The sequence below is a fragment of the Janthinobacterium aestuarii genome (assembly GCF_046113285.1).
Classification (GTDB): Bacteria; Pseudomonadota; Gammaproteobacteria; order Burkholderiales; family Burkholderiaceae_D; genus Janthinobacterium.
The window spans coordinates 766,906-792,756 of record NZ_CP142524.1 but is presented as its reverse complement, the minus strand read 5'-3'; the positions used below and the strand labels follow the sequence as shown (position 1 = coordinate 792,756).

General features: G+C 62.3%; 25 protein-coding genes. 8 read left to right on the top strand and 17 right to left on the bottom strand.

Annotated elements, in window-relative coordinates; translation table 11 throughout:
* Positions 1–70: 70 nt before the first annotated feature.
* The 10 genes from pcaF to paaA form a co-directional block, all read right to left on the bottom strand.
* Positions 71–1,276: a 3-oxoadipyl-CoA thiolase gene (gene pcaF / locus OX462_RS03605; RefSeq protein ID WP_070291034.1), complete on the bottom strand. Its 1,206-nt coding sequence runs from the start codon at positions 1,274–1,276 to the stop codon at positions 71–73.
* 22 nt (positions 1,277–1,298) lie between these two features.
* The gene (paaK, locus tag OX462_RS03600; RefSeq protein WP_070311615.1) at positions 1,299–2,627 is read right to left on the bottom strand and encodes a phenylacetate--CoA ligase PaaK; all 1,329 of its coding nucleotides are present in this window, start codon (positions 2,625–2,627) and stop codon (positions 1,299–1,301) included.
* Between the two features lie 47 nt (positions 2,628–2,674).
* Positions 2,675–3,127, bottom strand: coding sequence for a hydroxyphenylacetyl-CoA thioesterase PaaI (gene paaI, locus OX462_RS03595; protein ID WP_070224245.1), 453 nt, complete (start codon positions 3,125–3,127; stop codon positions 2,675–2,677).
* Complete coding sequence (paaH, locus tag OX462_RS03590) at positions 3,120–4,685, bottom strand: 3-hydroxyacyl-CoA dehydrogenase PaaH (RefSeq protein ID WP_070224244.1); 1,566 nt, start codon at positions 4,683–4,685, stop codon at positions 3,120–3,122. The genes paaI and paaH overlap by 8 nt, the downstream gene beginning before the upstream one ends.
* 1 nt (position 4,686) lies before the next feature.
* Positions 4,687–5,478 carry a 2-(1,2-epoxy-1,2-dihydrophenyl)acetyl-CoA isomerase PaaG gene (paaG, locus tag OX462_RS03585; RefSeq protein WP_070224243.1) on the bottom strand — a complete coding sequence of 264 codons (792 nt, stop codon included), beginning with the start codon at positions 5,476–5,478 and terminating at the stop codon, positions 4,687–4,689.
* A 74-nt stretch (positions 5,479–5,552) separates the two neighbouring features.
* A complete protein-coding gene (paaE, locus tag OX462_RS03580) occupies positions 5,553–6,632 on the bottom strand; it encodes a 1,2-phenylacetyl-CoA epoxidase subunit PaaE (protein ID WP_070224242.1) in 1,080 nt (359 codons plus the stop codon).
* Positions 6,633–6,672: 40 nt separating this feature from the next.
* The gene (paaD, locus tag OX462_RS03575) at positions 6,673–7,200 is read right to left on the bottom strand and encodes a 1,2-phenylacetyl-CoA epoxidase subunit PaaD (RefSeq protein ID WP_070224241.1); all 528 of its coding nucleotides are present in this window, start codon (positions 7,198–7,200) and stop codon (positions 6,673–6,675) included.
* Complete coding sequence (gene paaC / locus OX462_RS03570; RefSeq protein WP_409028721.1) at positions 7,200–7,952, bottom strand: 1,2-phenylacetyl-CoA epoxidase subunit PaaC; 753 nt, start codon at positions 7,950–7,952, stop codon at positions 7,200–7,202. Before paaC ends, paaD begins: the two co-directional genes overlap by 1 nt.
* Before the next feature lie 14 nt (positions 7,953–7,966).
* Positions 7,967–8,251 carry a 1,2-phenylacetyl-CoA epoxidase subunit PaaB gene (gene paaB / locus OX462_RS03565; RefSeq protein ID WP_034746356.1) on the bottom strand — a complete coding sequence of 95 codons (285 nt, stop codon included), beginning with the start codon at positions 8,249–8,251 and terminating at the stop codon, positions 7,967–7,969.
* A gap of 28 nt (positions 8,252–8,279) precedes the next feature.
* A complete protein-coding gene (gene paaA / locus OX462_RS03560) occupies positions 8,280–9,269 on the bottom strand; it encodes a 1,2-phenylacetyl-CoA epoxidase subunit PaaA (RefSeq protein ID WP_070311619.1) in 990 nt (329 codons plus the stop codon).
* A 267-nt stretch (positions 9,270–9,536) separates the two neighbouring features.
* Here paaA and paaX point away from each other — a divergent pair, with 267 nt between their 5' ends.
* On the top strand, positions 9,537–10,466 hold the full coding sequence (gene paaX / locus OX462_RS03555) for a phenylacetic acid degradation operon negative regulatory protein PaaX (protein ID WP_409027791.1): 930 nt from the start codon (positions 9,537–9,539) through the stop codon (positions 10,464–10,466).
* 235 nt (positions 10,467–10,701) lie between these two features.
* On the opposite strand, the gene OX462_RS03550 is transcribed toward paaX, so the two are convergent.
* Entirely contained in the window at positions 10,702–10,956 is a 255-nt protein-coding gene (locus OX462_RS03550) for a hypothetical protein (RefSeq protein WP_070224236.1), read from the bottom strand.
* Between the two features lie 141 nt (positions 10,957–11,097).
* Here OX462_RS03550 and OX462_RS03545 point away from each other — a divergent pair, with 141 nt between their 5' ends.
* From OX462_RS03545 to OX462_RS03535, 3 genes are all read left to right on the top strand, one after another.
* Positions 11,098–12,222, top strand: a complete 1,125-nt coding sequence (locus OX462_RS03545) for a M14 family metallopeptidase (protein WP_086137170.1) — start codon at positions 11,098–11,100, stop codon at positions 12,220–12,222.
* A 368-nt stretch (positions 12,223–12,590) separates the two neighbouring features.
* The gene (locus tag OX462_RS03540) at positions 12,591–14,300 is read left to right on the top strand and encodes a methyl-accepting chemotaxis protein (protein WP_409027790.1); all 1,710 of its coding nucleotides are present in this window, start codon (positions 12,591–12,593) and stop codon (positions 14,298–14,300) included.
* Positions 14,301–14,688: 388 nt separating this feature from the next.
* Positions 14,689–15,831, top strand: a complete 1,143-nt coding sequence (locus OX462_RS03535; RefSeq protein ID WP_409027789.1) for a cytochrome-c peroxidase — start codon at positions 14,689–14,691, stop codon at positions 15,829–15,831.
* A 46-nt stretch (positions 15,832–15,877) separates the two neighbouring features.
* Here OX462_RS03535 and pmbA read toward each other — a convergent pair whose 3' ends face one another.
* Entirely contained in the window at positions 15,878–17,230 is a 1,353-nt protein-coding gene (gene pmbA / locus OX462_RS03530) for a metalloprotease PmbA (RefSeq protein WP_230501975.1), read from the bottom strand.
* 92 nt (positions 17,231–17,322) lie between these two features.
* Between pmbA and yjgA the strand changes: the two genes are divergently transcribed.
* The 3 genes from yjgA (at position 17,323) to OX462_RS03515 (ending at position 19,306) form a co-directional block, all read left to right on the top strand.
* Positions 17,323–17,922: a ribosome biogenesis factor YjgA gene (yjgA, locus tag OX462_RS03525; protein WP_070224233.1), complete on the top strand. Its 600-nt coding sequence runs from the start codon at positions 17,323–17,325 to the stop codon at positions 17,920–17,922.
* A gap of 89 nt (positions 17,923–18,011) precedes the next feature.
* Positions 18,012–18,641 carry a molybdopterin adenylyltransferase gene (gene mog, locus OX462_RS03520; protein WP_099409141.1) on the top strand — a complete coding sequence of 210 codons (630 nt, stop codon included), beginning with the start codon at positions 18,012–18,014 and terminating at the stop codon, positions 18,639–18,641.
* Entirely contained in the window at positions 18,638–19,306 is a 669-nt protein-coding gene (locus OX462_RS03515; RefSeq protein WP_409027788.1) for an alpha/beta hydrolase, read from the top strand. The genes mog and OX462_RS03515 overlap by 4 nt, the downstream gene beginning before the upstream one ends.
* A 70-nt stretch (positions 19,307–19,376) precedes the next feature.
* On the opposite strand, the gene OX462_RS03510 is transcribed toward OX462_RS03515, so the two are convergent.
* The 5 genes from OX462_RS03510 to OX462_RS03490 all read right to left on the bottom strand — a co-directional run bounded on the left by OX462_RS03510 (position 19,377) and on the right by OX462_RS03490 (position 25,090).
* Positions 19,377–20,924, bottom strand: coding sequence for a S1C family serine protease (locus OX462_RS03510; RefSeq protein WP_240453456.1), 1,548 nt, complete (start codon positions 20,922–20,924; stop codon positions 19,377–19,379).
* A 90-nt stretch (positions 20,925–21,014) separates the two neighbouring features.
* Positions 21,015–21,581, bottom strand: a complete 567-nt coding sequence (locus OX462_RS03505; RefSeq protein WP_409027787.1) for a carboxymuconolactone decarboxylase family protein — start codon at positions 21,579–21,581, stop codon at positions 21,015–21,017.
* On the bottom strand, positions 21,581–22,429 hold the full coding sequence (locus tag OX462_RS03500) for a fumarylacetoacetate hydrolase family protein (protein ID WP_070291020.1): 849 nt from the start codon (positions 22,427–22,429) through the stop codon (positions 21,581–21,583). Before OX462_RS03500 ends, OX462_RS03505 begins: the two co-directional genes overlap by 1 nt.
* Complete coding sequence (locus tag OX462_RS03495) at positions 22,374–23,723, bottom strand: MFS transporter (protein ID WP_409027786.1); 1,350 nt, start codon at positions 23,721–23,723, stop codon at positions 22,374–22,376. Before OX462_RS03495 ends, OX462_RS03500 begins: the two co-directional genes overlap by 56 nt.
* A gap of 2 nt (positions 23,724–23,725) precedes the next feature.
* Positions 23,726–25,090 carry a KamA family radical SAM protein gene (locus tag OX462_RS03490; protein ID WP_409027785.1) on the bottom strand — a complete coding sequence of 455 codons (1,365 nt, stop codon included), beginning with the start codon at positions 25,088–25,090 and terminating at the stop codon, positions 23,726–23,728.
* A gap of 281 nt (positions 25,091–25,371) precedes the next feature.
* On the opposite strand from OX462_RS03490, the gene OX462_RS03485 reads away from it, so the two are divergent.
* Positions 25,372–25,830: a cache domain-containing protein gene (locus OX462_RS03485; protein ID WP_034780434.1), complete on the top strand. Its 459-nt coding sequence runs from the start codon at positions 25,372–25,374 to the stop codon at positions 25,828–25,830.
* The last annotated feature ends 21 nt before the right edge of the window (positions 25,831–25,851 follow it).

The following is a 25,851-nucleotide window of genomic DNA, read 5'->3' as shown; positions in this document are numbered from 1 at the left end:
GGTTGGCACTACGGTCAATTATGGTTGGCGCTTTTTTACAAGCCTGCGCCTTTTTTGTTGTTTTACTTTTTTATACGCGTTCAATGACGACAGCAATACCCTGCCCCACGCCGATGCACATGGTGCACAGCGCATAGCGCCCGCCCGTGCGTTCCAGCTGGTTCAGCGCCGCCATCACCAGGCGCGCGCCCGATGCGCCCAGCGGGTGGCCGATGGCAATCGCCCCGCCATTCGGGTTCACGTGGGCCGCATCGTCGGCCAGGCCCAGGTCGCGCGTGACGGCCAGGGCCTGCGCGGCAAACGCTTCATTGAGTTCGATCACGTCCATCTGCTCGATGGTGAGGCCGGTCTGCGCCAGCACCTTGCGCGAGGCCGGCGACGGACCGAAGCCCATGATGCGCGGCGCCAGACCGGCCGTGGCCATGCCCAGCACCTTTGCGCGCGGCGTCAGTTTGTATTTATCCACGGCGGCGGCGGACGCCAGCAAGATCGCGCAAGCGCCGTCGTTCAAGCCCGAGGCATTGCCGGCCGTGACCGTGCCATCCGCCTTCACCACGCCTTTCAGTTTCGCCAGCATTTCCAGCGAGGTATCGGGGCGCGGATGTTCATCCATCGTCACCATCTTCGGCTCGCCCTTTTTTTGCGGCACGGCGACGGGCACGATTTCGCGATCGAACACGCCGGCCGCGTTGGCGGCGGCCCAGCGCTGCTGACTGCGCAAGGCCAGCGCGTCCTGGTCGGCGCGGCTGATGCCAAATTCCACGGCCACGTTTTCCGCCGTTTCCGGCATGGTGTCGATGCCGTACTGCGCCTTCATTTTGCCGTTGACGAAGCGCCAGCCCAGGGTCGTGTCTTCGATTTTCGCCGCGCGCGAGAACGCGCTGTCGGCCTTGCCCATCACGAACGGTGCGCGCGTCATGCTTTCCACGCCGCCGGCGATGATCAGTTCCGCCTCGCCCGCCTTGATCGAGCGGGCGGCCATGCCCACGGCGTCCAGGCTGGAGCCGCACAGGCGGTTGATGGTATTGGCCGGCACGGCCGCCGGCAAGCCCGCCAGCAGCGCGGCCATGCGGCCCACGTTGCGGTTGTCTTCGCCCGCCTGGTTGGCGCAGCCGTAGAACACGTCGTCGATGGCGGACCAGTCGACGGACGGGTTGCGGGCGATCAGCGCGGCGATCGGCAGCGCGCCCAGGTCGTCGGCGCGCACGCTGGACAAGGCACCGCCGTAGCGGCCGAAAGGTGTGCGCACGGCGTCACAGATAAAGGCTTCGTTCATGTTTGCTTCCTTGTTCGGGCTATCAGGAGAAAATCTTCGGGCGCTGGTCGACCACGCGGCGGGCCTTGCCCGTCAGTGTGCGTTCGATGCCGGCGGCGGCCACCAGGCGCACGCGCGTGCTCACGCCCACGTGCGTCTTGATGCGGTGTTCCAGTTCGCGCGCCAGGGCGTCCGTTTCGCTGGCCGAGAGGGTGGCCGTCAGGTCGATGCGCAGTTCGGCGATCACTTCGAGCTTGTCGAGGTGGCCGTCGCGCGTGACGACCAGCTGGTACTGCGGCGCCAGCTTCGGCATTTTGAGGATCAGCTCTTCGATCTGCGTGGGGAAGACGTTCACGCCGCGGATGATCAGCATGTCGTCGGAGCGGCCCGTGATCTTGCCGATGCGGCGCATCGAGCGCGACGTCGGCGGCAGCAAGCGGGTCAGGTCGCGCGTGCGGTAGCGGATGATGGGCAGCGCCTCTTTCGACAAGGAGGTAAACACCAGTTCGCCCTCTTCGCCGTCCGGCAGCACTTCGCCCGTTTCCGGATCGATGATCTCGGGGTAAAAATGGTCTTCCCAGATGACGGGACCGTCCTTGCTCTCGATGCATTCGGACGCCACGCCAGGCCCCATCACTTCGGACAGACCGTAGATGTCGACGGCGTCGATGCCAGCGCGCGCTTCGATTTCCGAACGCATGGCGTCCGTCCACGGTTCGGCGCCGAAAATGCCCACCTTCAGCGACGATTCGGCCGGGTCCAGGCCCTGGCGCGTGAATTCCTCGATGATGTTGAGCATGTAGGAAGGCGTGACCATGATGATGGACGGCTTGAAATCCTGGATCAGCTGCACCTGCTTTTCCGTCTGCCCGCCGGACATCGGGATGACCGTGCAGCCGAGGCGCTCGGCGCCGTAGTGCGCGCCCAGGCCGCCCGTGAACAGGCCGTAGCCATACGAGATATGCACCATATCGCCCGCGCGGCCGCCGCCGGCGCGGATCGAGCGCGCCACCACATTGGCCCAGGTGTCGATATCGTTCTGCGTGTAGCCGACCACCGTGGCCTTGCCCGTGGTGCCGCTCGAGGCGTGGATGCGCACCACCTGCTCGCGCGGCACGGCAAACAGGCCGAACGGGTAATTGTCGCGCAAGACTTTTTTGTCCGTGAACGGGAATTTGGAAAGATCGGACAAGGATTTGAGATCGTCCGGATGCACGCCCGCTTCGTCAAAAGCGGCACGGTAATGGGGCACGTTGTCATAAGCGTGCTTGAGCGTCCATTTCATGCGTTCGAGCTGCAGCGCCTGCAGTTCATCCTTGCTGGCGCGCTCGATCGGCTCGAGGTCATTCGGGGAAGGCGTACGTTGGACCATCATTGTCTCCTGTTTAATTCTTTAACTATTCAATCGGTTCCGGCAGTTCAAGCCTGCTCTTGTATGACTTCGCCCGCCACGCGGATCGACTTGCCCCGGAAGAGCGCGACGGCGCGGCCTTCCTGGTTGCTGACCTTGACGTCATAGACGCCGCTCTTGCCCGCCAGCGCCTGTTCGACGGCGTGCGCCGTCAGCACGTCGCCTTCGCGGCCCGGCGCCAGGTAGTCGATGGTGCAGCCGGCACCCACGGTATTCATGTTGTAGCTGTTGCAGGCGAAGGCGAAGGCGCTGTCGGCCAGGGCAAAAATGAAACCGCCGTGGCAGGTCTGGTGGCCATTGAGCATGTCGGCGCGCACCGTCATCGTCATGCGCGCATGGCCGGGACCCACGTCGGCCAGGGCGATGCCCATGGCGGCGGTGGCGTTATCGCGCGACAGCATGGAGGCGGCAGCCGCTTCGGCCAAAGCCTGAGCAGCGTGAATATGGTCTTCCTTATGCATGAAACGGTGCTCCATTGGCGAGTTTGCGGCGCAGCAGCGGCGAGACCCTGTAGCGGTCTTCGCCATAGCCTTGCGCCAGGTGGTGCAGCACGGTCACGATCTGTTGAACGCCGACCGCATCGGCCCAGGCCAGCGGTCCGCGCGGATAATTGACGCCCTTCTGCATGGCGATATCGACGGCATCCGCCGTGCACACGCCCTGGTTGACGGCGTCGGCCGCCTCGTTGGCCAGCATGGCGACGGTGCGCATGACGGCCAGGCCAGGCACGTCGTCCAGGCGCGTGACGGTGAAACCGGCTGCCTGGAACAGGCCGACGACGGCCGCGTAGGCGTCGTCGCTGCACTGGTCGGCACGGGCCACGGCGATGCGCTTTGCACTGGCGTAATCGAGCGCCAGGTCGAACAGCACCGTGTCCGGATGCTGGTTGTCGTGCGCGCGCTGGGTGGCGCTGCGCCCATCGGTCAGATAGATCGCGGCGCCATGGCAATGCAGGGCCGGCGCCTCGTCATGCGCCTGGCCTTCCTGCATGACGCGGCGGCTGACGGTGACGCCCGCCTGCTCCAGCCGCTGCACCAGGCTGCGGATGATGCCGCTGTGGCCACGGCCATCGCCGCCGATGGCGGCCGACAGGGCGACGAATTCCGGGGCCGCTTGCGCGCTTTCCGCCTGCGCCACGGGTGCAGCCGCGCCTTCGCCGTACAGATAAAAGCCTCGGCCCGATTTGCGGCCAAGGAATCCCGCGTTGACCATTTCCTGCTGCAGCACGGATGGCGTGAAGCGCGGGTCGTTGAAGTAGGCGCCGAACACGGATTGCGTGACGGAGAAATTCACGTCGTGGCCGATCAGGTCCATCAGCTCGAATGGCCCCATGCGGAAGCCGCCCGCTTCGCGCAGCACGGCGTCGATGGTGGCGGGGTCGCCCGCCTGCTCGTTCAACAGGCGCCAGCCTTCCGCATAAAACGGACGGGCGACACGGTTGACGATGAAGCCCGGTGTCGATTTCGCATGCACGGGCTTCTTGCCCCAGGCGATCGAGGTGTCGTAGACGGTGGCGGCAACTTGTTCACTGGTGGCCAGGCCACTGATCACTTCCACCAGCGCCATCAGGGGCACGGGATTAAAGAAGTGCATGCCGACCAGGCGTTCCGGCCGGCGCAGCTTGGCGGCGATGGCCGTGACGGAGATCGACGAGGTATTCGTCGCCAGGATGCAGTCGTCGCTGACCAACGCTTCGAGTTCGGCGAACAGGCCGCGCTTGACGTCGAGGTTTTCCACGATGGCTTCCACCACCAGGGCGCAATCACTCACATCGGCCAGGCTGCCGGCCGCCTGCAGGCGCGCGGTGGCGGCCGTGGCTTCGTCCAACGTCATGCGGCCCTTCTCGGCCAGCTTCGCATACATCTTGCCGATATCAAGCAAAGCCTTGCTCACCGCTTCCGCGCGCGTGTCGTACAGTTTGACTCTGTAGCCGGCGGCAGCGGCCACCTGCGCGATGCCGGCGCCCATGGCGCCGCTGCCGATGACGGCGACGATACTGTTGTTGTCCAAAGCTGCCATATCAGTGTCCCTTGAATTGCGGTGTGCGTTTTTCCATGAAGGCGGCCACGCCTTCGCGGTAATCGTCGCTGTTACCGAGATCGCTCATCATGCGCGCTTCCAGCGCAAGCTGCTGCGGCAGGGTATTGGCGCCACTGAGAGCCAGCGCCTGCTTGGTGTACGCCAGGCCCTTGGTCGGTGCGGTAGAAAAGTGCACGGCCAGCTTGCGCGTCTCTTCCGCCAGCTGCGCGTCATCCACGCATTTCCAGATCAAACCCCAGTCCTCGGCCTTTTCCGCCGTCAGTTTTTCGCCGAGCATGGCCAGTCCCATGGCGCGTGCCGAACCGATCAGCCGTGGCAGGAAAAAGGTACCGCCCGTGTCCGGAATCAGGCCCAGCTTGCAGAACACTTCGACGAAACTGGCCGACTTGCCGGCGATGACGATGTCGCAAGCCAGCGCCAGGTTGGCGCCCGCGCCGGCGGCCACGCCGTTGACGGCGCAGATCACGGGCATAGCCAGGGCTTTCAAGGCCAGCACCAGCGGCGCATAGTTTTTTTCCACCGATTCGCCCAGGTCCACGCCCTTCGAACCCGGTTCCACGGCGCGGTCGGACAAGTCCTGGCCCGCGCAAAAGCCGCGGCCCGCGCCCGTCAGCACGAAGACGCGCACGGTGCTGTCGGCGTTCACTTGCGCAATCGCGTCGCGCACTTCCTCGTGCATGGCTTGCGTAAAGCTATTGAGCTTGTCGGGACGGTTCAGGGTGAGCGTCGCGATACCCTGCTCGATGGTGAAGAGGATGTTTTGGTAGGTCATGGCATCTCGCTATTTTTATTTATTGGCCCGCAGCGGAAATCTGGGGTCAGACCCGGCGGGTCTGACCCCGGCTTTTATTCTGCCTGATCGAAGTCGACGACGACCTTGTCGGTCAGCGGGAAACTCTGGCAGCTGAGGACGAAGCCGCGCGCCACTTCATAGTCTTCCAGCGCGTAGTTGACGTCCATCTCGACCTTGCCGTCGAGTATCTTGCAGCGGCAGGTCGAGCATACGCCGCCCTTGCACGAGTAGCGCATGTCGATGCCCTGACGCAGTCCCGCGTCGAGGATGGACTCCTTGTCCTTGTCCATCATGAAGGTGGTATGGTTGCCGTCCATGATGACGGTCACTTCCGTTTCCTGCACAGCATCCGCAGCCAGCTGGGCGCGCGGCTTGTGGGCGTTTTTCGGGATGCTGGCGGCGAACAGTTCGATCTTGATATTCTGCTTGGGCATGCCGGCCGCCTGCAGGGCAGCGGACACGCCGAGCATCATGTCTTCCGGGCCGCAAATAAACGCGTTGTCGTAGTCTTCGACTTTGATCCAGTGCTGCAGGAACTGTTCGCATTTTTCTTGCGTGATGCGGCCGTTGAACAATTCGATGTCCTGCTGCTCGCGGCTCATCACGTAGACGAGGTTCAAACGCTCCAGGTACACATCCTTCAGGTCCGTCAATTCTTCCTTGAAGATGACGGAGGACGAGGCGCGGTTGCCGTAGAACAGGGTGAAGCGGCTCAGGGGTTCCGTCAGCAGGGTCGTCTTGATGATGGAGAGGATGGGCGTGATGCCGCTGCCGGCCGCGAATGCCAGGTAGTGCTTGCGGTTGACGCAGTCGAGCGGTACGTTGAAGTGTCCCATGGGCGGCATCACCTCGATGGTGGCGCCGGCTTTCAGGGTGTCGTTGGCCCAGGTGGAGAAAGCGCCGCCCGGCGTGCGCTTGATGGCCACGCGCAGGGTGCCGTCCTGCACCGCCGAACAGATGGAATACGAACGGCGCACGTCTTCCGCATTGATATTGGTGCGCAGGGTCAGGTGCTGGCCCTGCTGGAAGCGGAACTGCTGCTGCAGTTCAGACGGCACGTCGAACGTGACGGCGATGGTGTCGCGTGTTTCGTTGCGCACGTTCGCTACGCGCAGCGGATAAAATTTACTCATGCTTCATCTCCAGTTTCTTCGGAACGTGTGCCTGATTTTTTTAGTGGCACTTGAAGTAGTCAAACGGTTCGCGGCAAGCCAGGCATTTGTACAGGGCCTTGCACGGCGTGGAGCCGAACTGGCTGGTCAGCTGCGTATGCGTCGAGCCGCAGTTCGGGCAAATGACGTCCAGCTTGGGCATCGGTTGCCGTTTCACGCCACCACGCAAGCCGCTGATATCGATCACCTGCTGCTGCGGCGGGGCGATGCCGTAGCCTTTCAGCTTGGCCTTGCCCGCCTCGCTCATCCAGTCCGTGGTCCAGGCGGGCGCCAGCTGGTTCACCAGGGTCACCTTGGCCACGCCATGGCTGCGCAAGGCATCCGTGACGGCGTCGGCGATCACCTGCATCGCCGGACAACCCGAATACGTGGGCGTGATCGTCACGGTACACGCGTCGCCCGCCGTGACGTCGACGGCGCGCACGATGCCCAGGTCCACCACCGAAATGACGGGGATTTCCGGGTCAGGCACATCGCCGAGCCAGGCCCAGACCTGGGCCGCGTCCAGCGCTGCCATGGGCGTGTTCATTACCACTCCGCCCCGGGATAGGCGCGCTGCAGGAACTGCATCTCGGCCAGAATAAAACCCAGGTGCTCCGTGTGCGTGCCCTGCTTGCCGCCCTTTTGCATCCAGGCGTCAGGCGCCGGCATGGTCAATGTCGCTTCGGCGAAGATCTCGGCCACGTGCTCGAGGAAGGCCTGGCGCAGGATGTCCGATGGCGGCGCGATGCCGGCGGCGACCATGGCCTGGTCGACGGCGTCGTACGTGAACATCTCGCCCGTGTACATCCACAGCTTGTCGGCCGCGGCCTGCGTTTTCGCATGGCTGTCCGCCGTGCCGTCGCCGAGGCGCACGATCAGGTCACCGCTGCGGCGCAGGTGATACGTCACTTCCTTGATCGACTTTTGCGCCACATCGACGATGCGACCATCCGTCGATTTCGTCAGTTCCAGCAGCTGGAAGTAGTGCCAGCTGTCGAAGAAGAACTGGCGCATCATGGTGTCGGCGTAATTGCCGTTCGGCTGTTCGACCAGCAGGCAGTTCTTGAAATCGTGGGCGTCGCGCAAGAAGGCGATGTCGTCCTCGTCGCGGCCCGCGTTTTCCAGTTCGGCCGCATAGCTGAACCACAAGCGCGTCTGGCCCAACAGATCGAGCGCCACGTTGGTCAGCGCCATGTCTTCTTCCAGCGCCGGTCCCTTGCCGCACAGCTGCGACAGCTGCTGGCTGAGGATCAGGGCATTGTCGCCCAGGCGCAAAAGGTAGTTGACCTTGTCATCCATTGCAGGCGCTCCCATCACAGGTTCTTGACTTCTTCCGGCATCGGGAAGAAGGTGGGATGGCGGTACACCTTGCTGTTCGACGGTTCGAACAGGGCGCCCTTGTCGCCGGGGCTGCTGGCGACGATATCGGCCGCGCGCACCACCCAGATGCTCACGCCTTCATTGCGGCGCGTGTAGACGTCGCGCGCATGGTTGACCGCCATGGTGGCGTCGGAAGCGTGCAGGCTGCCCACATGCTTGTGCGCCAGGCCGTGCTGGCTGCGGATGAAAACTTCCCACAAAGGCCATTCTTTGCTCATGTTGCTATCCCCTATCTGTCTTATGTAATTACGCTGCTGCTTTGTTAGCGGCTTGCTTGTCTGCATACGCGACCAAGGCATCGCGGAACCATGCACCGTCTTCATACGCTTTCACGCGCGTTTGCAAACGCTCGCGGTTGCACGGGCCATTGCCCTTCAGGACATTGTTGAACTCGGCCCAGTCGATCTCGCCGAATTCATAATGGCCCGTTTCCGCGTTGAACTTCAGGTCGGGATCGGGCACGGTCAGGCCCAGGTATTCGATTTGCGGCACGGTCTGGTCGACCATACGCTGGCGCAATTCATCGTTCGAGAACAGCTTGATGCGCCATTGCGCCGATTGGGCGCTGTTGACGGAGGCGGCGTCGGACGGGCCGAACATCATCAGCGACGGCCACCACCAGCGGTTCAAGGCATCCTGCGCCATGGCTTTCTGCTCGGGCGTACCCTTGCACAGCGACATCATGATGTCGTAGCCCTGGCGCGCATGGAACGATTCTTCCTTGCAGACGCGGATCATGGCGCGCGCATACGGACCGTAGGAGCAGCGGCACAGGGGAATCTGGTTGATGATGGCGGAGCCGTCGACCAGCCAGCCGATGGCGCCCATGTCGGCCCACGACAGGGTGGGATAGTTAAAGATGCTGGAATATTTGGCTTTGCCCGAGTGCAAGGCAGCGAGCAAATCGTCGCGCGAGACGCCCAGGGTTTCCGCGGCGCTATACAGGTACAGGCCGTGGCCCGCTTCGTCCTGGATCTTCGCCAGCAGGATCGATTTGCGTTTCAGGGTCGGTGCGCGCGTGACCCAGTTACCTTCGGGCAATTGGCCGACGATTTCCGAGTGCGCGTGCTGCGAAATCTGGCGGATCAGGGTCTTGCGGTAGGCGTCCGGCATCCAGTCCTTGGCCTCGATCTTGATGCCTTCGTCGATGCGCGCCTGGAAAGCGCGCTCTTCCTGGCCCATGTCGTCGATGGAGCGGACGTTCTTGAGGCCGGTTTCAACCATTTGTGCGTACATGATGTGTCTCCCATGTCTTTGATTTTGCGCAGCAACGCGGTGCGATAAACAGATAATACGATACAAAAAACGATTTGCATACACTTGATGTGAATCATTTTAAAAAATCGTATCTTGTGCAGCTTTTTTGTGCGTATGATATTGCTTATGAGAAAACACCATGGGGCGCTACCCGCGCTTCCGGCAAATTATTGCCGCGCTACCCGCGCAGCCAAGTAAACTGCTGCTTTTATTGAACCGACCGCAACACGGCCAGACCGGAACCACATGAAGAACACCCGCTGCACGGCATGGATAGCCGATTTCCTGGAAAGCGACCCACCGCGCTCGAAGTCCCTGGTGATGACCATCTTCGGCGACGCCATCGTGCCGCGCGGCGGCGCCATCTGGCTGGGGAGCCTGATCGAACTGCTGGCGCCATTCGGCGTCAATGACCGGCTATTGCGCACCAGCGTGTTCCGCCTGGCGCAGGAAGGCTGGCTCAGCTCGCAGCGCGACGGCCGCCGCAGCGCCTATGCGATACGCCCGGAGGCGCTGGCCCGCTTCGAACGCGCCTACCGCCGCATCTACGCGCCGCTGGTCGTGCACTGGGATGGCAGCTGGACCCTGGTGATCGGTCCGGCCGGCAGCATCGGCGCCGCCGAACGGGGCGCGCTGCGCAAGGAATTATTGTGGGCGGGCTACGGCTTGATCTCTCCCGGCATCTTTGGCCATCCGGCCAGCAATGCGGAGGCGCTGGAAGATATCCTCGTGCGCAACGAGGTGCAGGGCAAGCTGTATGTCTGCCACACAACAGAGTTGCCGGGTGTCAGCACGCGGCCCCTGCGCGACATGGTGGGCGAATGCTGGGACTTGTCGGAAGTGATGGCCGGCTACGAAAAATTCATCGCCAGCTTCCAGCCGCTGCTGACCCTGCTGCAGGAAGAACCCGTGTTCGATGCGGAGCAGGCGTTCGTCATCCGCTCGCTGCTGACGCACGCCTACCGCCGCGTGCAGTTGCACGACCCGCAACTGCCCGTCGAGCTGCTGCCCGAACCGTGGCCTGGCACGCAAGCCTATGCGCTGGCGCGCGACCTGTACCGCATCACGTATGCACCTGCTGAGGAACACATCCTGGCCACCCTGCGTCGCGAGGATGAGCACGCGCCGGACGTGGAGCCGTGGTTTTACGAACGCTTCGGCGGACTGAACACCTGATAAAACGTCCATGGCGGCGTTGCAGGGCCTGGGCGTACGTTCGTACTGCCTGCGGCCCTGCGCCTTGCCCTGGCCATTTTTCAGGTGTTCAGGAATAAGAACACCTATCAAAACCTACTGCGCGTCGGTATTTGCGGCCTGCGATGCTCACTGTACCTTCGTACAGTTGCGCTTCTCAACCACAACTCCCTTCCGCTCGCTACGGTTTTGTTAGGTGTTGTAAGTCACCGCCTGCTCACTGTTTTGCCACCACCTGCTTGGCCCCCGCCAGCAAATCCTGCCCCAGCTTTTCCAGCGCATTGGCCTGCACCAGCATGGTGTCGAGGATGGCGACGTTGAAGGTGAATTCGGCCGGCGTCGTGTAGCCGGGGAAACGTATGATGCGCAGCAATTCCTGCAAGGTCGTGCCCTTGCCCAGGTGCGCCAGCGCGTCGCTGAGGGCGCTGATTTTCTTTTCCAGTTCGCGTATGTGGTTGCTATGGTCGTCCATGATGATCTCCCCATGTCGGAGCTTCCACGTTAGCAAAGCATGTCCGTCATCGTTTGCGCCAGCACAAAGGCCACCGCAAAACAGGTATCATCGCGCCATTGCACACGATGCAAAACCCATACGTTTTTATCAGGAACACTCATGACCATTAAAATCAGCCAGCAATTCGACGCCGGCGCGATCGAGGTGCTGCGCGCCGACGATGCCCAGTCCATCGAACTGAACATCCGCAAGGATTCCCACGCCGACATCACGCAGTGGTTTTACTTCCGCCTGCAAGGCGCGCAAGGCGAGGCGTGCACGATCCGCTTCATGAATGCCGGCAAGTCCGCCTACCCGGACGGCTGGAAAGACTACCAGGCCGTGGCCAGCTACGACCGCGAAACCTGGTTCCGCGTGCCGACCAGCTTTGACGGCACGGTGATGACCATCGAACACACCCCCGAGGAAGAAAGCGTCTACTACGCCTATTTCGAACCGTATCCATGGGACCGCCACCTGGCCCTGATCGACAGCGCGCAAGCGTCGCCGCTCGTGCGCCTGATCGACCTGGGCAGCACGGTGGAAGGCCGCGACATGAATCTGCTGGTCGTCGGCGACGCCGATGCCGAGAAAAAAGTCTGGGTCATCGCGCGCCAGCATCCGGGCGAGACGATGGCCGAGTGGTTTGTCGAAGGCATGCTTGAAGCCTTGCTGGACCAGGCCAATCCCTTTGCCCGCCAGTGCCTGCAGGACGCCGTCTTCTACGTGGTGCCGAACATGAACCCGGACGGTTCCGTGCACGGCAACCTGCGCACCAACGCGGCCGGCGCCAACCTGAACCGCGAATGGATGACGCCGACCATGGAGCGCAGCCCGGAAGTGTTCCTGGTGAAACAGAAAATGCATGAAATCGGTTGCGACCTGTTCCTCGACGTGCATGGTGACGAAGGCTTGCCCTACGTCTTCGTGGCCGGCAGCGATGCGCTGGAAAATTTCACGCCAGCACAAAAGGCCGAGCAAGAGCGCTTCATCGCCGACTTCAAGGTGGCCAGCCCCGACTTCCAGGATGAGCATGGCTATGAAGACGGCCCGTTCACGCCGGAAGTGCTGACCATGGGCTCGCCCCACATCACGCACGCTTTCGGCTGCCTGTCGCTGACCCTGGAATTGCCGTTCAAGGACAACGCCAACGATCCCGACCCGCAAACGGGCTGGAGCGGCGCCCGCAGCGCCGCACTGGGCGCGGCCGTGCTGCAACCTATCCTGTCCACCTTGCGCGCCTGAGCGCCTGGGCCGACACGGCCTGCCTGATCCCTTGCCCCGCTCGCCGGGGCATTTTTTTTGACCGCACGACAAGCGTTGCTGGCCGAGCGGATTTTTTTCCTAATATCTTGCCTGTCAGAAATTATCGTCCTACACTAAGCAACAGAATCGGGCCGCGCCACGCTGCGCTGCCCCGCAAGAATATCTCGCCGGGCGGGTCGCCAATGACTTCCCGGCCACCGGCAATACGCATCCACGGCCCTGTCCCTGCCGAATTAGCTTTCTGTAACGCAAACTGACCGCATCAGCATCGTCTTGAATGGACACAGCCTGTCCGCGGGACGATTCCCTGCGCACGCTTTCCGCTTTTCGCCGAGGATGAATGACCTATGTATAAGCTTAAAATCAGTACCCGCCTGGCCGTCAGTTTCGGCTTGATCATTGTCCTGCTTGCCATGGTGGCATTTGTTTCCATCAGCCGCATTCGCAACATCAACACCTCGACGGAAAAAATTCTCAACGACCGCTATGTCAAGGTCATGTTGTCGAATACGATACAGTCCGAGGTCAATATCCAGGCCCGCCTGCTGAGCATCGCCATCATCGGCGCCAACGATGCCGACGAAGTCAGCAGTTCCGTGACCAAGATTCAGGCCTCGATCAAAAAGAATACGGAGCTGCTGGCGCGCCTGAAAACCATGATCAACACGCCCAAGGGCCAGGAACTGCTCCAGGCCGTGATGAGCAGCCGCGAAAGCTATGCCAGGACGCGCGATGCGAACATCAAGCTATTACAAGAAGGCAAATCAGAAACGGCGGGCATCTTCCTGTTGACGCAGTTGCGCTATCCGCAAGAAAAATTCTTGACGGCCCTGGCGGCCATGACCAGCTTCCAGGAATCGCTGATGGAAAGCGAAGGCAAGCAAGCCGCCGCCGATGGGCGCATGGCCATCATCCTGACCTTGTCCCTGTCCATCGCGGCGACGGCCATTGCCATCGCGCTGGCCATCCTGATCAGCCGTTCCATCAGCCGGCCCATCGCCGAAGCCGTCCAGGTGGCGCAACGGGTGGCGGCCGGCGACTTGTCGGTCAGCATCGACGCGCGCGGCAACGATGAAACGGGCCAGCTGCTGCGCGCCTTGAAAGAGATGAATGACAATCTGCAAGGCATCGTGGCCCGCGTGCGCCATGGCACGGACGCCATCGCCCACGGCTCGCGTGAAATCGCCTCCGGCAATATGGACCTGTCTTCGCGCACGGAACAGCAAGCCAGCTCGCTGGAAGAAACGGCCTCGTCGATGGAAGAACTGACGTCCACCGTCAAGCAGAATGGCGAAAACGCGCGCCAGGCCAACCAGATGGCGCAATCGGCCTCCAGCGTGGCCAGCAAGGGCGGCCAGGTGGTGGCGGAAGTAATCACGACCATGGATTCCATCAATGCCTCGTCGAAGAAAATCGTCGACATCATCAGCGTTATCGACGGCATTGCCTTCCAGACCAATATCCTGGCGCTGAATGCGGCCGTGGAAGCAGCCAGGGCAGGCGAACAGGGACGGGGCTTTGCCGTGGTCGCCACGGAAGTGCGCAACCTGGCCCACCGCTCCGCCTCCGCCGCCAAGGAAATCAAGATCCTCATCGACGATTCCGTGCACCAGGTCAGTCTTGGCAGCACCCTCGTGAACCAGGCGGGCAGCACCATGGAGGAAATCGTCAATAGCGTGCGGCGCGTCACGGATATCATGGCCGAGATCACGTCCGCCAGCAACGAGCAGGAAGCGGGCATTGAACAGATCAACCAGGCCATCACGGAAATGGACGCCGTGACCCAGCAAAATGCAGCCCTCGTGGAAGAGGCGGCCGCCGCGTCCGAAGCGCTGCAGGATCAAGCGGGCATCCTGGCCGAAGCCGTCAGCGTGTTCAAACTCGACGGCACACAGGCGCTGGCGCCAGTCGCGCCAGCATCGCGGCCGGAGCCAAAGCCGGCGCCACGGCCCGCAGCCGCCACGGCGGCCCAGCCCCGGCTCGTCGCCAACGCCCCCGCCAGCCGCAAGAGCGCCGCGCCCGCCATGGTGGCGGAAGGCGAGTGGGAACAATACTGACCGTACTGACCGTGCCGCGGCCAGCCGCCCGTGCCGCCCTCCGGCACGGCGGGCGGCACCAAGAGCCTATCCCAGTAGATGAATACATCCCCTGCTGGCGGCCCTCAGAAGCGGGAACTGCGTTGATCGTCGTCGCGTGGCTCGCCACGCGTCCTCCTCACGCCTTGTCCGCGCTCCTGATGAACTGCCAGCAGAAGACGCTCACTACTGGGATAGGCTCTAAACCATGGCGCAGCGCAGCATCGCAAATCGTTGCCACGCCGGCTATTGCTGCCTATACTGGGCGCAGCATTGTCTGTCCCTCCCCTTGCCGATAGCGACCCCACCTATGACCATCAAAGACCAGCCACGCGCTGAGGCGCGATTTTCACCGACCCGAATTGCACACGTGTGCATATCTTTGTTGCTTGGCTTGCCCGGCATGCCGGGCGCAGCGGCCGAACTCAGCCCTGCCGCACAGCTGGGGCGGCGCATCTTCCACGATGCCAGCCTGTCCGCCTCGGGCAAGCAGGCGTGCGCCAGTTGCCATGACCCGGCCCATGCTTACGCGCCAGCCAACAAGCTGGCCGTGCAACTGGGGGGCGCAGATGGCCAGGCGCACGGCTACCGCGCTACGCCATCGCTGCGCTACCTGGAACACACTCCGCCCTTCCGCTTTGATGGGGAAGGCGCACCCAACGGCGGCATCAACTGGGACGGCCGCGCCGCCAGCCTGGCGGAACAGGCGGAACGGCCTTTCCTGGCACCGCACGAAATGGCCAATGCCAGCACGGATGAAGTGGTGGAACGGCTGCGCAACGGCAGTTACGCGGAAGCATTCCGGCACGTCTTTGGCGCTGCCATCTTTACGCAACCGCAACAAGCATTCCGCCGCATCACCTATGCCTTGCAGCAATTCCAGCAGGAAGAGCCGGACTTCCACCGCTACGATTCCAAATATGACCTCTACCTGGCCAACAAGGTTCCGCTGGAGCTGGCGGAATTGCGTGGCCTGGCCCTGTTCAACGATGAACGCAAGGGCAATTGCGCCGCTTGCCACCCCAGCGTGCGGGGCGAACATGGCGCGCCGCCCTTGTTTACGGACTTCAGTTTCGACAATCTGGGCGTGCCGCGCAATACGCGCATTCCCGCCACGGCCGACCCCGCGTATTTCGATCTGGGCTTGTGCGGTCCCGACCGCACGGACCTGGCGCTGAAAGGCGAGCTGTGCGGCGCCTTCAAGGTGCCCAGCCTGCGCAATGTGGCCACGCGCCAGGTGTTTTTCCACAACGGCGTGTTCGACAACCTGACGGATGCCCTGCGCTTCTATGTGCGGCGCGATACGCATCCGCAAGAATGGTATCCGCGCGACCAACAAGGGAAAGTGCAGAAATTCAATGACGTACCCGCGAGATACCGCGTCAACGTCAACGTCAGCGAAGCGCCGTTCGACCGCAAGCGCGGCATGGCGCCGGCGCTGACGGCGGGCGAGATCGAAGATATGGTGAAATTTTTGGCCACCCTGACGGATGGCTATCAAGTCCAGCAGTAAAGCATGGGCCGCCTGCGCGGCGTAGCCGCGGCGGGTCCCCAAGCACTCAGCCGCCGGCCACCACCATGCTCTCGATGAGGATGGAACCCGTCTCTTTGGTGCCGCGGCGCAGCACGTCGGCGCCTACGGCAACGATGTTGCGCAGCATGTCCTTCATGTTGCCGGCAATCGTGATTTCTTCCACCGGATACTGGATCACGCCATTTTCCACCCAGAAACCGGACGCGCCGCGCGAATAGTCGCCTGTCACGTAATTGGTTCCTTGTCCCATCAGTTCCGTCACCAGCAAGCCCGTGCCCAGTTTTTTCAGCATGGCACTAAAATCGTCGCTGGCGGCCGTCAGGCTCGAGGTCAGGTACAGATTGTGCGAACCGCCCGCGTTGCCCGTCGTCTGCATGCCCAGCTTGCGGGCCGTATAAGTCGACAGGAAATAGCCTTGCACCACGCCATCCTTGACGACGTCGCGGCTGACGGTTTTCACACCTTCTTCGTCGAACGGCGCCGAACCGACGCCGCCGATCACGTGCGGATCTTCAAAGATGTGCACGTGCGACGGCAGCACCTGCGTGCCCAGTGAATCGTTCAGGAATGTGGATTTGCGGTACAGGGCGCCGCCCGAGGTCGCTTGCACATAGGTACCGAGCAAACCGGCCGCCAGCGGCGCCTCGAACAGCACGGGGCAAGTGCGCGTGCCCAGCTTGCGCGCGTTCAGGCGCGACAGCGCGCGCTCGGCGGCATAGCGGCCGATGGCTTCCGGGCTCGACATCTTGGCGGCGTCGCGCACGGACGAATACCAGTCGTCGCGCTGCATCTTCGCGCCCTTGCCGGCGATGGGTGCCACGGACAGCGTGTGGCGCGAAAACGGGTAGCCGCCGATGAAGCCGCGCGAATTGGCGGACACAAAGTGCGATTGCTGCACGTGCACGCTGGCGCCCTCGCTGTTCGTGATGCGCGGATCGACGGCAAACGCGGCCGCCTCGGCCCGCTGGGCCAGTGCGACGGCTTCCTCGGTCGAAATGAGCCAGGGATAGAACAGTTGCAAATCGCGGGGGGACATTTCCAGCATGTCGGCGTCGGCCAGGCCCGCGCAATCGTCCTCGGCCGTGAAGCGCGCAATATTGTAGGCGGCGTCCACCGTGGCGCGCAGGGCGGACGGCGAAAAGTCGGAGGTGCTGGCATTGCCGCGTTTCTTGCCGACAAACACGGTCACGCCCATGCCCTTGTCCTTGTTTTGCTCGATCGTCTCGATCTTGCCTTTTCGTACAGAAACGGACAGGCCGCCGCCTTCGCTGACCTCGACGGCAGCGTCGGTGCCGCCCGCTTCCCGCGCAAAAGACAACACATCACGGGCCAGTTGCTGCAATTGCTCTTGACTATGGGTAAATACGGAGTCGTTCATGCGCTGTTTTCTTCGGAAAGCCGCTAAAAAGGTTATCATAGCAGTCGTTTACAGTTTACAGGTGCGGCCTACGCGGCCAATCCCGCCTTATCATGCCAAATCCAAACCGGGGAGCTTGCGGCTTCCAATCCACCGAATTCGAACAGGAATATGAACGTCCGTCGAAATCGGAACTCAAGCGCCAGATGACCGTCCTGCAAAAGCTGGGCGAAGAACTCGTCAATGAGGCACGCGACCGCGTCAAGCGCGTCCCGATGCCGGAAGACGTGCGCGACGCCATTCTCGAATGCCAGCAAATCAAGGATCACGAAGGCCGCCGCCGTCAGCTGCAATACGTGGGCAAGAAAATGCGCACCCTGGATGAAGAAGAAGTTGCCGCCATCCAACGCACCATCGATAGCTGGAAAGGCTTGTCGAAAGCCGACACGGCCAATATGCACGCGATGGAACGCCGCCGCGACAAGCTGTTGACAGATGACAAGGCGCTCACGGTCTTGCTGTCGGAAAACCCGGAACTGGACGTGCAGCACCTGCGCACCCTGATCCGCAATGCCCGCAAGGAGCAAGCCGAGAACAAGCCGCCGAAAGCCTACCGCGAAATTTTCCAGATCTTGAAAGAGATCGCCAAGAAGAACAACAGCGGCAAGAAAGATGCCGATGAAGATGGCGTTGAGCAAGAAGAAGACGAATAAGCAACTGGGGTCAGACCCGGCGGGTCTGACCCCGAAAGCAGCGAAAAACCGGGATCAGCCCGGTTTTTTTACGACATAGAGAGGTGCCCATGACCACGATAGAAGACGAATTGATTATCGGCCTCGTGTCGATCTCGGACCGCGCCAGCGGCGGCGTGTATGAAGACCTGGGTATCCCCGCCCTGGAAAGCTGGCTGTCCGCCGCCATCCGCACGCCGTTCCGCCTGGAAAAGCGCCTGATCCCGGACGAGCGCTCGCAAATTGAAAACACCCTGATCGACATGGTCGACCTGAACCATTGCCATCTGATCCTGACGACGGGCGGCACGGGTCCGGCGCGGCGCGACGTCACGCCGGATGCGACCTTGACCGTCGGAACCAAGGAAATGCCCGGTTTCGGCGAACAGATGCGCCAGATCAGCCTGCAATTCGTGCCGACGGCGATCCTGTCGCGCCAGGTGGCCGTGATCCGCGAAACGCCCGAGCGCGCTTGCCTGATCATGAACTTGCCGGGCCAGCCGAAAGCCATCAAGGAAACCCTGGAAGGCTTGAAAGACGCCGACGGCGTGCAACTGGTGAACGGCATCTTTGCCGCCGTGCCGTATTGCATCGACCTCATCGGAGGTCCTTACATGGAAACCGACCCGGCCATCTGCAAGGCCTTCCGTCCCAAATCGGCGCTGCGTCCGGCGCAACCATTACCTGAGGAAAATACATGAGCACCTTGCTGGAAACCATAGAACTCGACAGCGCACCGAATCCCACCGTTTCCATCATCTGGATGCACGGCCTGGGCGCCGACGGCAACGATTTCGTGCCCCTGGTGAAGGAGCTGGACCTGCGCGGCTGCCCCGCCATCCGCTTCATCTTCCCCAGCGCCGGCACCATGCCCGTCACCATCAACAACGGTTATGTGATGCGCGCCTGGTACGACATCCTCGTAAACGACCTCGTGCGCCGCGAAGACGAGGGCGGCCTGCGCTCCTCGCAGGCGCAGATCGAAGCGCTGATCGCGCGCGAAAAGGCGCGCGGCATTCCCGCCAGCCGCATCATCCTGGCCGGCTTCTCGCAAGGCTGCGCCATGACCTTGCAGACGGGCTTGCGCCATGCGGAACCGCTGGCCGGCCTGATGTGCCTGTCCGGCTACCTGCCCCTGGCCGACAAGACGGCTCTTGAGCGCACCCCAGCCAGCCTGGAAACACCGATCTTCATGGCGCATGGCACAGCCGACCCCGTGGTGCCGATCGGCCGCGCGCAGCAGTCGCGCGACTTGCTCACCGGCATGGGTTACAAGGTGGAATGGCATGAATACATGATGCAGCACTCGCTATGCCAGGAAGAAATCGACGCCATCGGCGCGTGGCTGAAAAAAGTATTGGCTTAAAAAAAACAGGCGCGGTGTGCGCCGCGCCTGTTGTTGTACCTGTACGTAAAGTACGAAGCGCCGGGAACGATCAGTTCGCCGGCGTTTTTGCATTCCAGATTTTCAGCATGTCGGCCGACGCTTCCGAGCGGATGCCGTTGTCCGTCAGCACCGATTCCGTCGCGGCCAGCATCTCCTTGCGGGGCACGACGACCATTTCCGCATCGCGCTGCTGAAAGCGGAATGTCAGCAATTCATCGGTCTGGTCGCGCAGCAAGGCCACCAGGTGCGCCAGGCTGCGCACGCGCACGCCATTGACGGAATCGACGACCGAGAAGAAACGGGTGCTGTAGCCATTCATCAGCTTGTGCGGGAAGAACGGCGCGGCGATCACCACCAGCTCTTCGCGCTCGGCATCGGGCGCATCGCCGCGCCGCGTGGCCAGCGGATTGCCGGCGAACGCCATGCCGCCCAAGATCGCCGGGTTGCCATTGGGCGCCGCCATGAATTCCGTCGTGGCGCGCGAAAACACCATGGGGCCGAAGATGAAATAGGAAGGATAACTGCCCTGCAGGCCGCTGATGAGCATCGGGTGCGCCGCCGAGACGGGCACCTTGATTTTCAGGGGCGCGCCCTGGCGCACCACCGTCAACGGCAATTCGCCGTCTTTCGCCAACTGCTGCACCCGGTACTGGAAGCGCACGCGGCTGTTGGCATTCAGCTTGACCATGCCTTGGTTATCGACCGGAAAATCGCCGATATGCGTGATGACATCCCACTCCTTGAGCGGATAGGCGGCATCCTTGCTGGCCGGCGTCATCACGACGGCGCCCTCGACACCCTTGGCCAGTTTCAGGTAGGTGCGCAACGCGGGGTTTTCCAGCGTTTGCGTCACGTCGCGCATGGCCGGCTTGCCCTTGGGCGCGCCGCCTTCCTGGTCGCGCAGGAACAGCTCGATTTCCTCGTTGGGGATGATGTAGCCGATGTTTTGCGCATTGAGCATGCCCGCAAAGGCCAGGCCGATCATCTTGTCACCGGCAATCACGGGGCCGCCGCTATTGCCCGGGTTGATAGCCGCATCGATCTGGATGCGCAGGCCGGAGACGGGAAAGTTGTAGCGCACGAATTCGATGCGCGACACGATACCCTTGGTGATCGACAGCGAGGTGCCGCCCGTCGGATAGCCATACGCCAGCACGGCATCGCGCACGTCGGGCAAGACATTGGCGCGCGGCACCGCCTTGTGGCTGGCGAAAAAACTGTCGTCGTCGATCTTCAGCAAGGCCAGGTCCATGCCGCGCGAAATGGCCAGCACGGTGGCCGGTATCTTGTCGCCCGCGCCATTGGCCTGGATCTGCACCTGGCTGGCATAGCCGACCACGTGCGCATTGGTGAGGATGCGGCGGCCTTCGATGACGACGCCGGAGCCCGTCACCTCCTGCGGCGCGGCCTTGCTCCACGGTTTATACGGGTCCGGCCCGCGCAGGGTGGAAAACACCTTGACGACGGAATTTTCCAGCGCCGAAGCGCTGGCGGTGGTCTCGGCGGCAAGCGCCCGCAGCGTCATCAAGGGGGAAAAAGAAAGGGCCAGCGCCAGGAAGGCGCGGCCCATCAGGGTGATGCACGGACGAGTTTTCATTGAGCTAATGGGCAATGGAAGGGAAGCAAAATTATATATTGAATAATTTCAACTTCATTACACTTTGTCCATCTTTGCCGAAGAACTATTCTAATCGGGCAAAGGCGTGACGCCCAAGGCCGGCACGGCCGTCTGCGCGCCATTCATCACCATGGCCAGGAAGGTGTAATAGCCATTGATGCCCATCAAGTCGACCACGCCATGCTCGCCGAACAGCGCCAGCGCGCGCGCATACGTGACGTCGCTGACGCGCTTGTTTTGCTGCAGCTCGATGCAGAAGTCATGCACGGCTTGCTCGTCTTCCTTCAGGGCAAGCGGCGCGCGCCGCGCGGCGATGGCGTCCACGGCCGCTTGCGCGATACCGTTCTGCACGGCCAGCGGCGCGTGGATGGCCCACTCGACTTGCTGGTCCCACTGGCGCGCCGTCACCAGGATCGCCAGCTCCGACAGCCGCGTGCCGATGGCGCTGCGGTAGCGCAAATACTCGCCCATGCGCTGCGCCGTTTCCATCAGCTCGGGACTGCGGATCAGCGGCACGAAGGGGCCGTACAGGGCACCGCGCGGACCTTCGATGATGGCTTGCGCGGCGGCGCGCTGCTGCGGGTCCAGCTGCGCCAAAGGCAGCGCGGGCAAGCGGTCGATATCGCTACCGGCCATCAGGCAGTCCAGGCGACCACGTCCTGCTGCTGTTCACCCAGGCCGGCGATGCCCAGGCGCAGGCTGTCGCCTTTTTTGAGGAAGCGCTGCGGCTTGCGGCCCTGGCCCACACCCGGCGGCGTGCCCGTGGCGATCACGTCGCCCGGTTCCAGGGTCATGAATTGCGACAGGTAGCTGACGATCTGCGCCACCGTGAAGATCATGGTTTGCGTATTGCCAGTCTGCATGCGCTTGCCGTTGACTTCCAGGTACAGGTCCAGGTCCTGCTCGTCGATGACTTCATCGCGCGTCACCAGCCACGGGCCGACAGGGCCGAAGGTGTCGCAGCCCTTGCCTTTATCCCATTGGCCGCCCCGTTCCAGCTGGAACGAGCGCTCGGAAATGTCGTTGACGACGCAATAGCCGGCCACGTATTTCAAGGCGTCCTCTTCGCTCACGTACTGCGCGCGCGTGCCGATGATCACGCCCAGCTCCACTTCCCAGTCCGTCTTTTTCGAGCCTTTCGGCAGCACGACATTGTCGTCCGGACCGTTCAGGCAAGTAATGGCCTTCATGAACACGATGGGTTCGGCCGGGATCGGCATGCCCGATTCGGCCGCGTGGTCCGCGTAGTTCAGGCCGATGCCGATGAACTTGCCGACCTTGGCCAGCGGCACGCCGAAGCGCGGGTTGCCGCGCACCAGGGGCAAGGTCTTTTCGTCGAGCTTGGCCAGCTTGCGCAAGGCCTTGTCGGACAGTTGTGCGCCGTCAATATCGGCAATCACGCCGGACAGGTCGCGCAGTTTGCCTTCTTCATCGATCAGGCCCGGTTTTTCCTTGCCTGGACGTCCATAACGAACGAGTTTCATAGTCTTCCTTGGAGTTGATCATTGCCGCTGTGCAGGCTGCCATTTTACCGGATGGCCCGACACGCCTGTAGCGGTTGATGAAAAACATCGCAAGTCCCGGCAGTTGCAAGGCCGCCAGCACGCCAAACGCCGCCTGATACGCCTGCGGCGGATACTGCTGCAAGCCGTTCAGGGGCCAGCAGCCGAGGATCAGGCCAAAACCCGCCTGCACCAGGAAGGCGCCCGTAAAAATGAGCAAATTCAGACAGGTGGCCGCCCTGCCCGTCAGGCTGGTCGGCATGCTTTGCGCGACGATCGCATACTCGAGGCCCGTCACCGTGCCCAGCAAGGTAAACAGCACAGACAGCAACGGCAGGCTGGGCACCACATTACACGCCATCGCCGCTTGCACGGCGACAAACAGGATGATGCCCACGGCCGCCACTTGCATGGGCGCAATGCCACGCCGCCCGGCCCATTCCGTCAGCATGCCCATGCCGATGGCGCCGAAGATGACGGCCGCCATGCCCAGGTACAGCAAATACGCCACGTTGTCATCGGACAAGCCGCCCACGTCGGCCAGCCAGCGCCCCACCCACAAGCCCTGCACGCCAAAGAACACCGTGTGCGGCAACAGGATCAGCGCGATGGTGCGGCGAAAGCCGGGATCGCGGTACACGCTCCAGACGCTGACCTTGCTCACCTTGTGCATGCCTGCGGCAGGCGCGGGCATGGCCGGCGACAGCAGGCGGATCAGCAAGCCGACGGCCAGCGCCGCCAGCGCCAGCCCCAGGAACACGCCGCGCCAGTCCGTGTAATGCAGGGCCAGCTTGACGGGCATGGTGGCCGTGGCCGCGCCCAGGCCACCCACGGCGATCAGATAGCCATGCACGGAGGGCAGCCGCGACGGCGCGATGGCGCACGAGATCGCTTTCACGGCAGCCATGAAACAGCCGCCCAGCCCCGCCCCCATCAGGGCGCGCGCCCACATCAGCTCGGCAAAGCTGTGGCCCCGGCTGAACAACCACACGCCCAGGGCCGCCAGCGCCAGCAGCCACAGTTGCACGGTGCGAGGGCCGTAGCGGTCCAGCGCCATGCCGACCGGTAATTGCACCAGCGCAAAGGCGAGAAAAAAGGCGCTGGTCAGCAGGCCCAGCTGGGCTGGCGTCAGGGCGATGGCGCCCAGCAATTCCGCCGTCAGCACGGCATTCACGCCGCGCAGCAGACACGACAGGTAATGCCCGAGCGCGAATGGCAGGAACACCAGGCAAAACACGGCCACGCCGGAACGGGCGGGCGCACCGGCGGCAGGCATGCTCAGGCAGCCTGCGCCAGGCGGATGATTTTATGCGGCAGCTGCGGCACAGGGTCATCCGTCTCGAAGAAGAATTTATCGTGGCCGAACGCGGGTTTCAAATCGTCCATCCACGTCGCTTCCGCATCGAATTTCGCAAAGAACGGCCGGCGCACCCAGTCCGGGTTGCGTGCCTGCAAGAATTGCAGGGCAAACAGTTTTTCGCCATTGATGGTGACGATGCCGTCGATGACGATCTTGCCGGGAAAGGCGCTCATGGACGGTCCCCGCACCGTGCGCGACAGGCCCGACACCATCTGGTAGGCGGCCTGGAAAATTTCGTGCGCCTTCGCCAGCGGCAACTCGAAATAGCCGCGCGGGCCCGTATCCCGTTCCACAAACAGGTAATACGGAATCGCGCCCAGGCGCGTACCCGTCTGCCACAGCTCAGCCCAGCTTGCCGGGTCTTCGTTGATGTGGCGGATCAGCGGCCCCTGCATGCGCAAGGTGGCGCCCGTGGAAACGATGCGTTTCACGGCTTGCTGCGCGATGTCCTGGCGCAACTCGACGGCATGGCTGTAATGGCCCATCACGGCCAGGTTCTTGCCCGCCTTGACGATGCGCTCGAACAGCCGCATCAAGTCGTCCGCATCGCGGTCGGACACAAAGCGCTGCGGCCAATACGCTACCGCCTTGGTGCCGATGCGAATGTTCTGGATGTGCTCCAGGCCCGGCGCCAGCAGCGGTTCCAGATAAGCTGCCAGTTGCCGCGTGTTCATGATCATCGGGTCGCCGCCCGTGATCAGCACGTCCGTCACTTCCGGATGCAGTTTCAGGTAGGCGGCCAGCTCATGCGATTCGCGCGCATCGAATTTCATGTCGTCCATGCCGACGAACTGGGGCCAACGGAAACAGAAGGTGCAATATGCATGGCACGTCTGCCCCGCGCTGGGGAAAAACAGCACCGTCTGCGCATACTTGTGCTGCAGGCCGCGCACGGGCGCATCGTTGACCCTCGGCACGTTATGCGTCATCTGCCCGGCAGGATGGGGATTCATTCCCAGGCGCAAGCCATGCACATAGGCGTCGATGGCCGCCTTGTCCCGCTGCACCAGCACCAGGTCGCGCAGGTGCGCGTACTGCTCCGGCGGCAGCATGTCGCGGTGGGGAAAGACGAGGCGGTAGATGGGATCGTCAGGGATGTTGTTCCAGTCGATCAATTGATCAAGCACATATTCATTGGTGCGAAACGGCAGGACGTGCGAGACCACCTGCACGGCTTCGCGCTGCTCTTCCGGCAGCCATTCCCACTGCCGCGCCTGTTGAATGGTTTGCCGCGTATACGGCTTGAACTTGGGTGCAAACGGCTCGGTAATGAGTGCGGACACGATCAGCTCCTTGCCTGTAAATGGCGACAACTTTCATGAAATCGGCCGTATATCGGCCAATTCCAGCTTTTTCCTCTCCATGCCAGTCCAGCTCGGCATGCTGTGAAAGTCATCATAGTTCTTGCCTATAAGAACCAAATTGCTACATATCAACAAGCGGTCGATACGTTGCATGCTGCCTACAAGCAACACCTAAGTTTGTTCCACCGCAATTTGATGGGACTGTCGGCGACGTAAATTACGGCTTGGCAACACATCCCTCGATATCACAAGGAGCTTTCATGAAACGCTTATTCACGGGTAGCCTGCTGTGCCTGGCATTTGCCGGCGGCAGCGTCAGTGCCGCGGTCGAACCAACGGAAAAAGACGCCATCGCCATGGCCGAACGGGGCGCCGCCTTCATGAAGGCGCATGGCAAGGAAGAAATGATGAAGAAAATCACGGCGAAAGACCCGGACTTCGTGCAGGGCTCGCTGTACGTGGACATGCGCGACATCAAGACGGGCATCGTGCTGGCCCACCCGATCAATCCTTCCATCGTCGGCAAGGATTTGACGGATGTGCCCGATGCGAATGGCAAGAAATATCGGCGTGAAATCATCGAGCTGGCGCAAAAGCAGGGCAAGGGCTGGGTCGACTACCAATACAAGAATCCCACCAGCGGCAAGATCGAGCCGAAAACCACGTACATCCTGCGCGTCAACGATGTAGTGCTGGAAGCGGGCATCTACAAAAAATAAGGCAGGGGCGGCGTGCACGCC

Coding starts and splice junctions, on each gene's coding strand:
- pcaF (WP_070291034.1), bottom strand. CDS start 1,276: ATGAACGAAGCCTTTATCTGTGACGCCGTGCGCACACCTTTCGGCCGC.
- paaK (WP_070311615.1), bottom strand. CDS start 2,627: ATGGTCCAACGTACGCCTTCCCCGAATGACCTCGAGCCGATCGAGCGC.
- paaI (WP_070224245.1), bottom strand. CDS start 3,127: ATGCATAAGGAAGACCATATTCACGCTGCTCAGGCTTTGGCCGAAGCG.
- paaH (WP_070224244.1), bottom strand. CDS start 4,685: ATGGCAGCTTTGGACAACAACAGTATCGTCGCCGTCATCGGCAGCGGC.
- paaG (WP_070224243.1), bottom strand. CDS start 5,478: ATGACCTACCAAAACATCCTCTTCACCATCGAGCAGGGTATCGCGACG.
- paaE (WP_070224242.1), bottom strand. CDS start 6,632: ATGAGTAAATTTTATCCGCTGCGCGTAGCGAACGTGCGCAACGAAACA.
- paaD (WP_070224241.1), bottom strand. CDS start 7,200: ATGAACACGCCCATGGCAGCGCTGGACGCGGCCCAGGTCTGGGCCTGG.
- paaC (WP_409028721.1), bottom strand. CDS start 7,952: ATGGATGACAAGGTCAACTACCTTTTGCGCCTGGGCGACAATGCCCTG.
- paaB (WP_034746356.1), bottom strand. CDS start 8,251: ATGAGCAAAGAATGGCCTTTGTGGGAAGTTTTCATCCGCAGCCAGCAC.
- paaA (WP_070311619.1), bottom strand. CDS start 9,269: ATGTACGCACAAATGGTTGAAACCGGCCTCAAGAACGTCCGCTCCATC.
- paaX (WP_409027791.1), top strand. CDS start 9,537: ATGAAGAACACCCGCTGCACGGCATGGATAGCCGATTTCCTGGAAAGC.
- OX462_RS03550 (WP_070224236.1), bottom strand. CDS start 10,956: ATGGACGACCATAGCAACCACATACGCGAACTGGAAAAGAAAATCAGC.
- OX462_RS03545 (WP_086137170.1), top strand. CDS start 11,098: ATGACCATTAAAATCAGCCAGCAATTCGACGCCGGCGCGATCGAGGTG.
- OX462_RS03540 (WP_409027790.1), top strand. CDS start 12,591: ATGTATAAGCTTAAAATCAGTACCCGCCTGGCCGTCAGTTTCGGCTTG.
- pmbA (WP_230501975.1), bottom strand. CDS start 17,230: ATGAACGACTCCGTATTTACCCATAGTCAAGAGCAATTGCAGCAACTG.
- yjgA (WP_070224233.1), top strand. CDS start 17,323: ATGCCAAATCCAAACCGGGGAGCTTGCGGCTTCCAATCCACCGAATTC.
- mog (WP_099409141.1), top strand. CDS start 18,012: ATGACCACGATAGAAGACGAATTGATTATCGGCCTCGTGTCGATCTCG.
- OX462_RS03515 (WP_409027788.1), top strand. CDS start 18,638: ATGAGCACCTTGCTGGAAACCATAGAACTCGACAGCGCACCGAATCCC.
- OX462_RS03510 (WP_240453456.1), bottom strand. CDS start 20,924: ATGAAAACTCGTCCGTGCATCACCCTGATGGGCCGCGCCTTCCTGGCG.
- OX462_RS03505 (WP_409027787.1), bottom strand. CDS start 21,581: ATGGCCGGTAGCGATATCGACCGCTTGCCCGCGCTGCCTTTGGCGCAG.
- OX462_RS03500 (WP_070291020.1), bottom strand. CDS start 22,429: ATGAAACTCGTTCGTTATGGACGTCCAGGCAAGGAAAAACCGGGCCTG.
- OX462_RS03495 (WP_409027786.1), bottom strand. CDS start 23,723: ATGCCTGCCGCCGGTGCGCCCGCCCGTTCCGGCGTGGCCGTGTTTTGC.
- OX462_RS03485 (WP_034780434.1), top strand. CDS start 25,372: ATGAAACGCTTATTCACGGGTAGCCTGCTGTGCCTGGCATTTGCCGGC.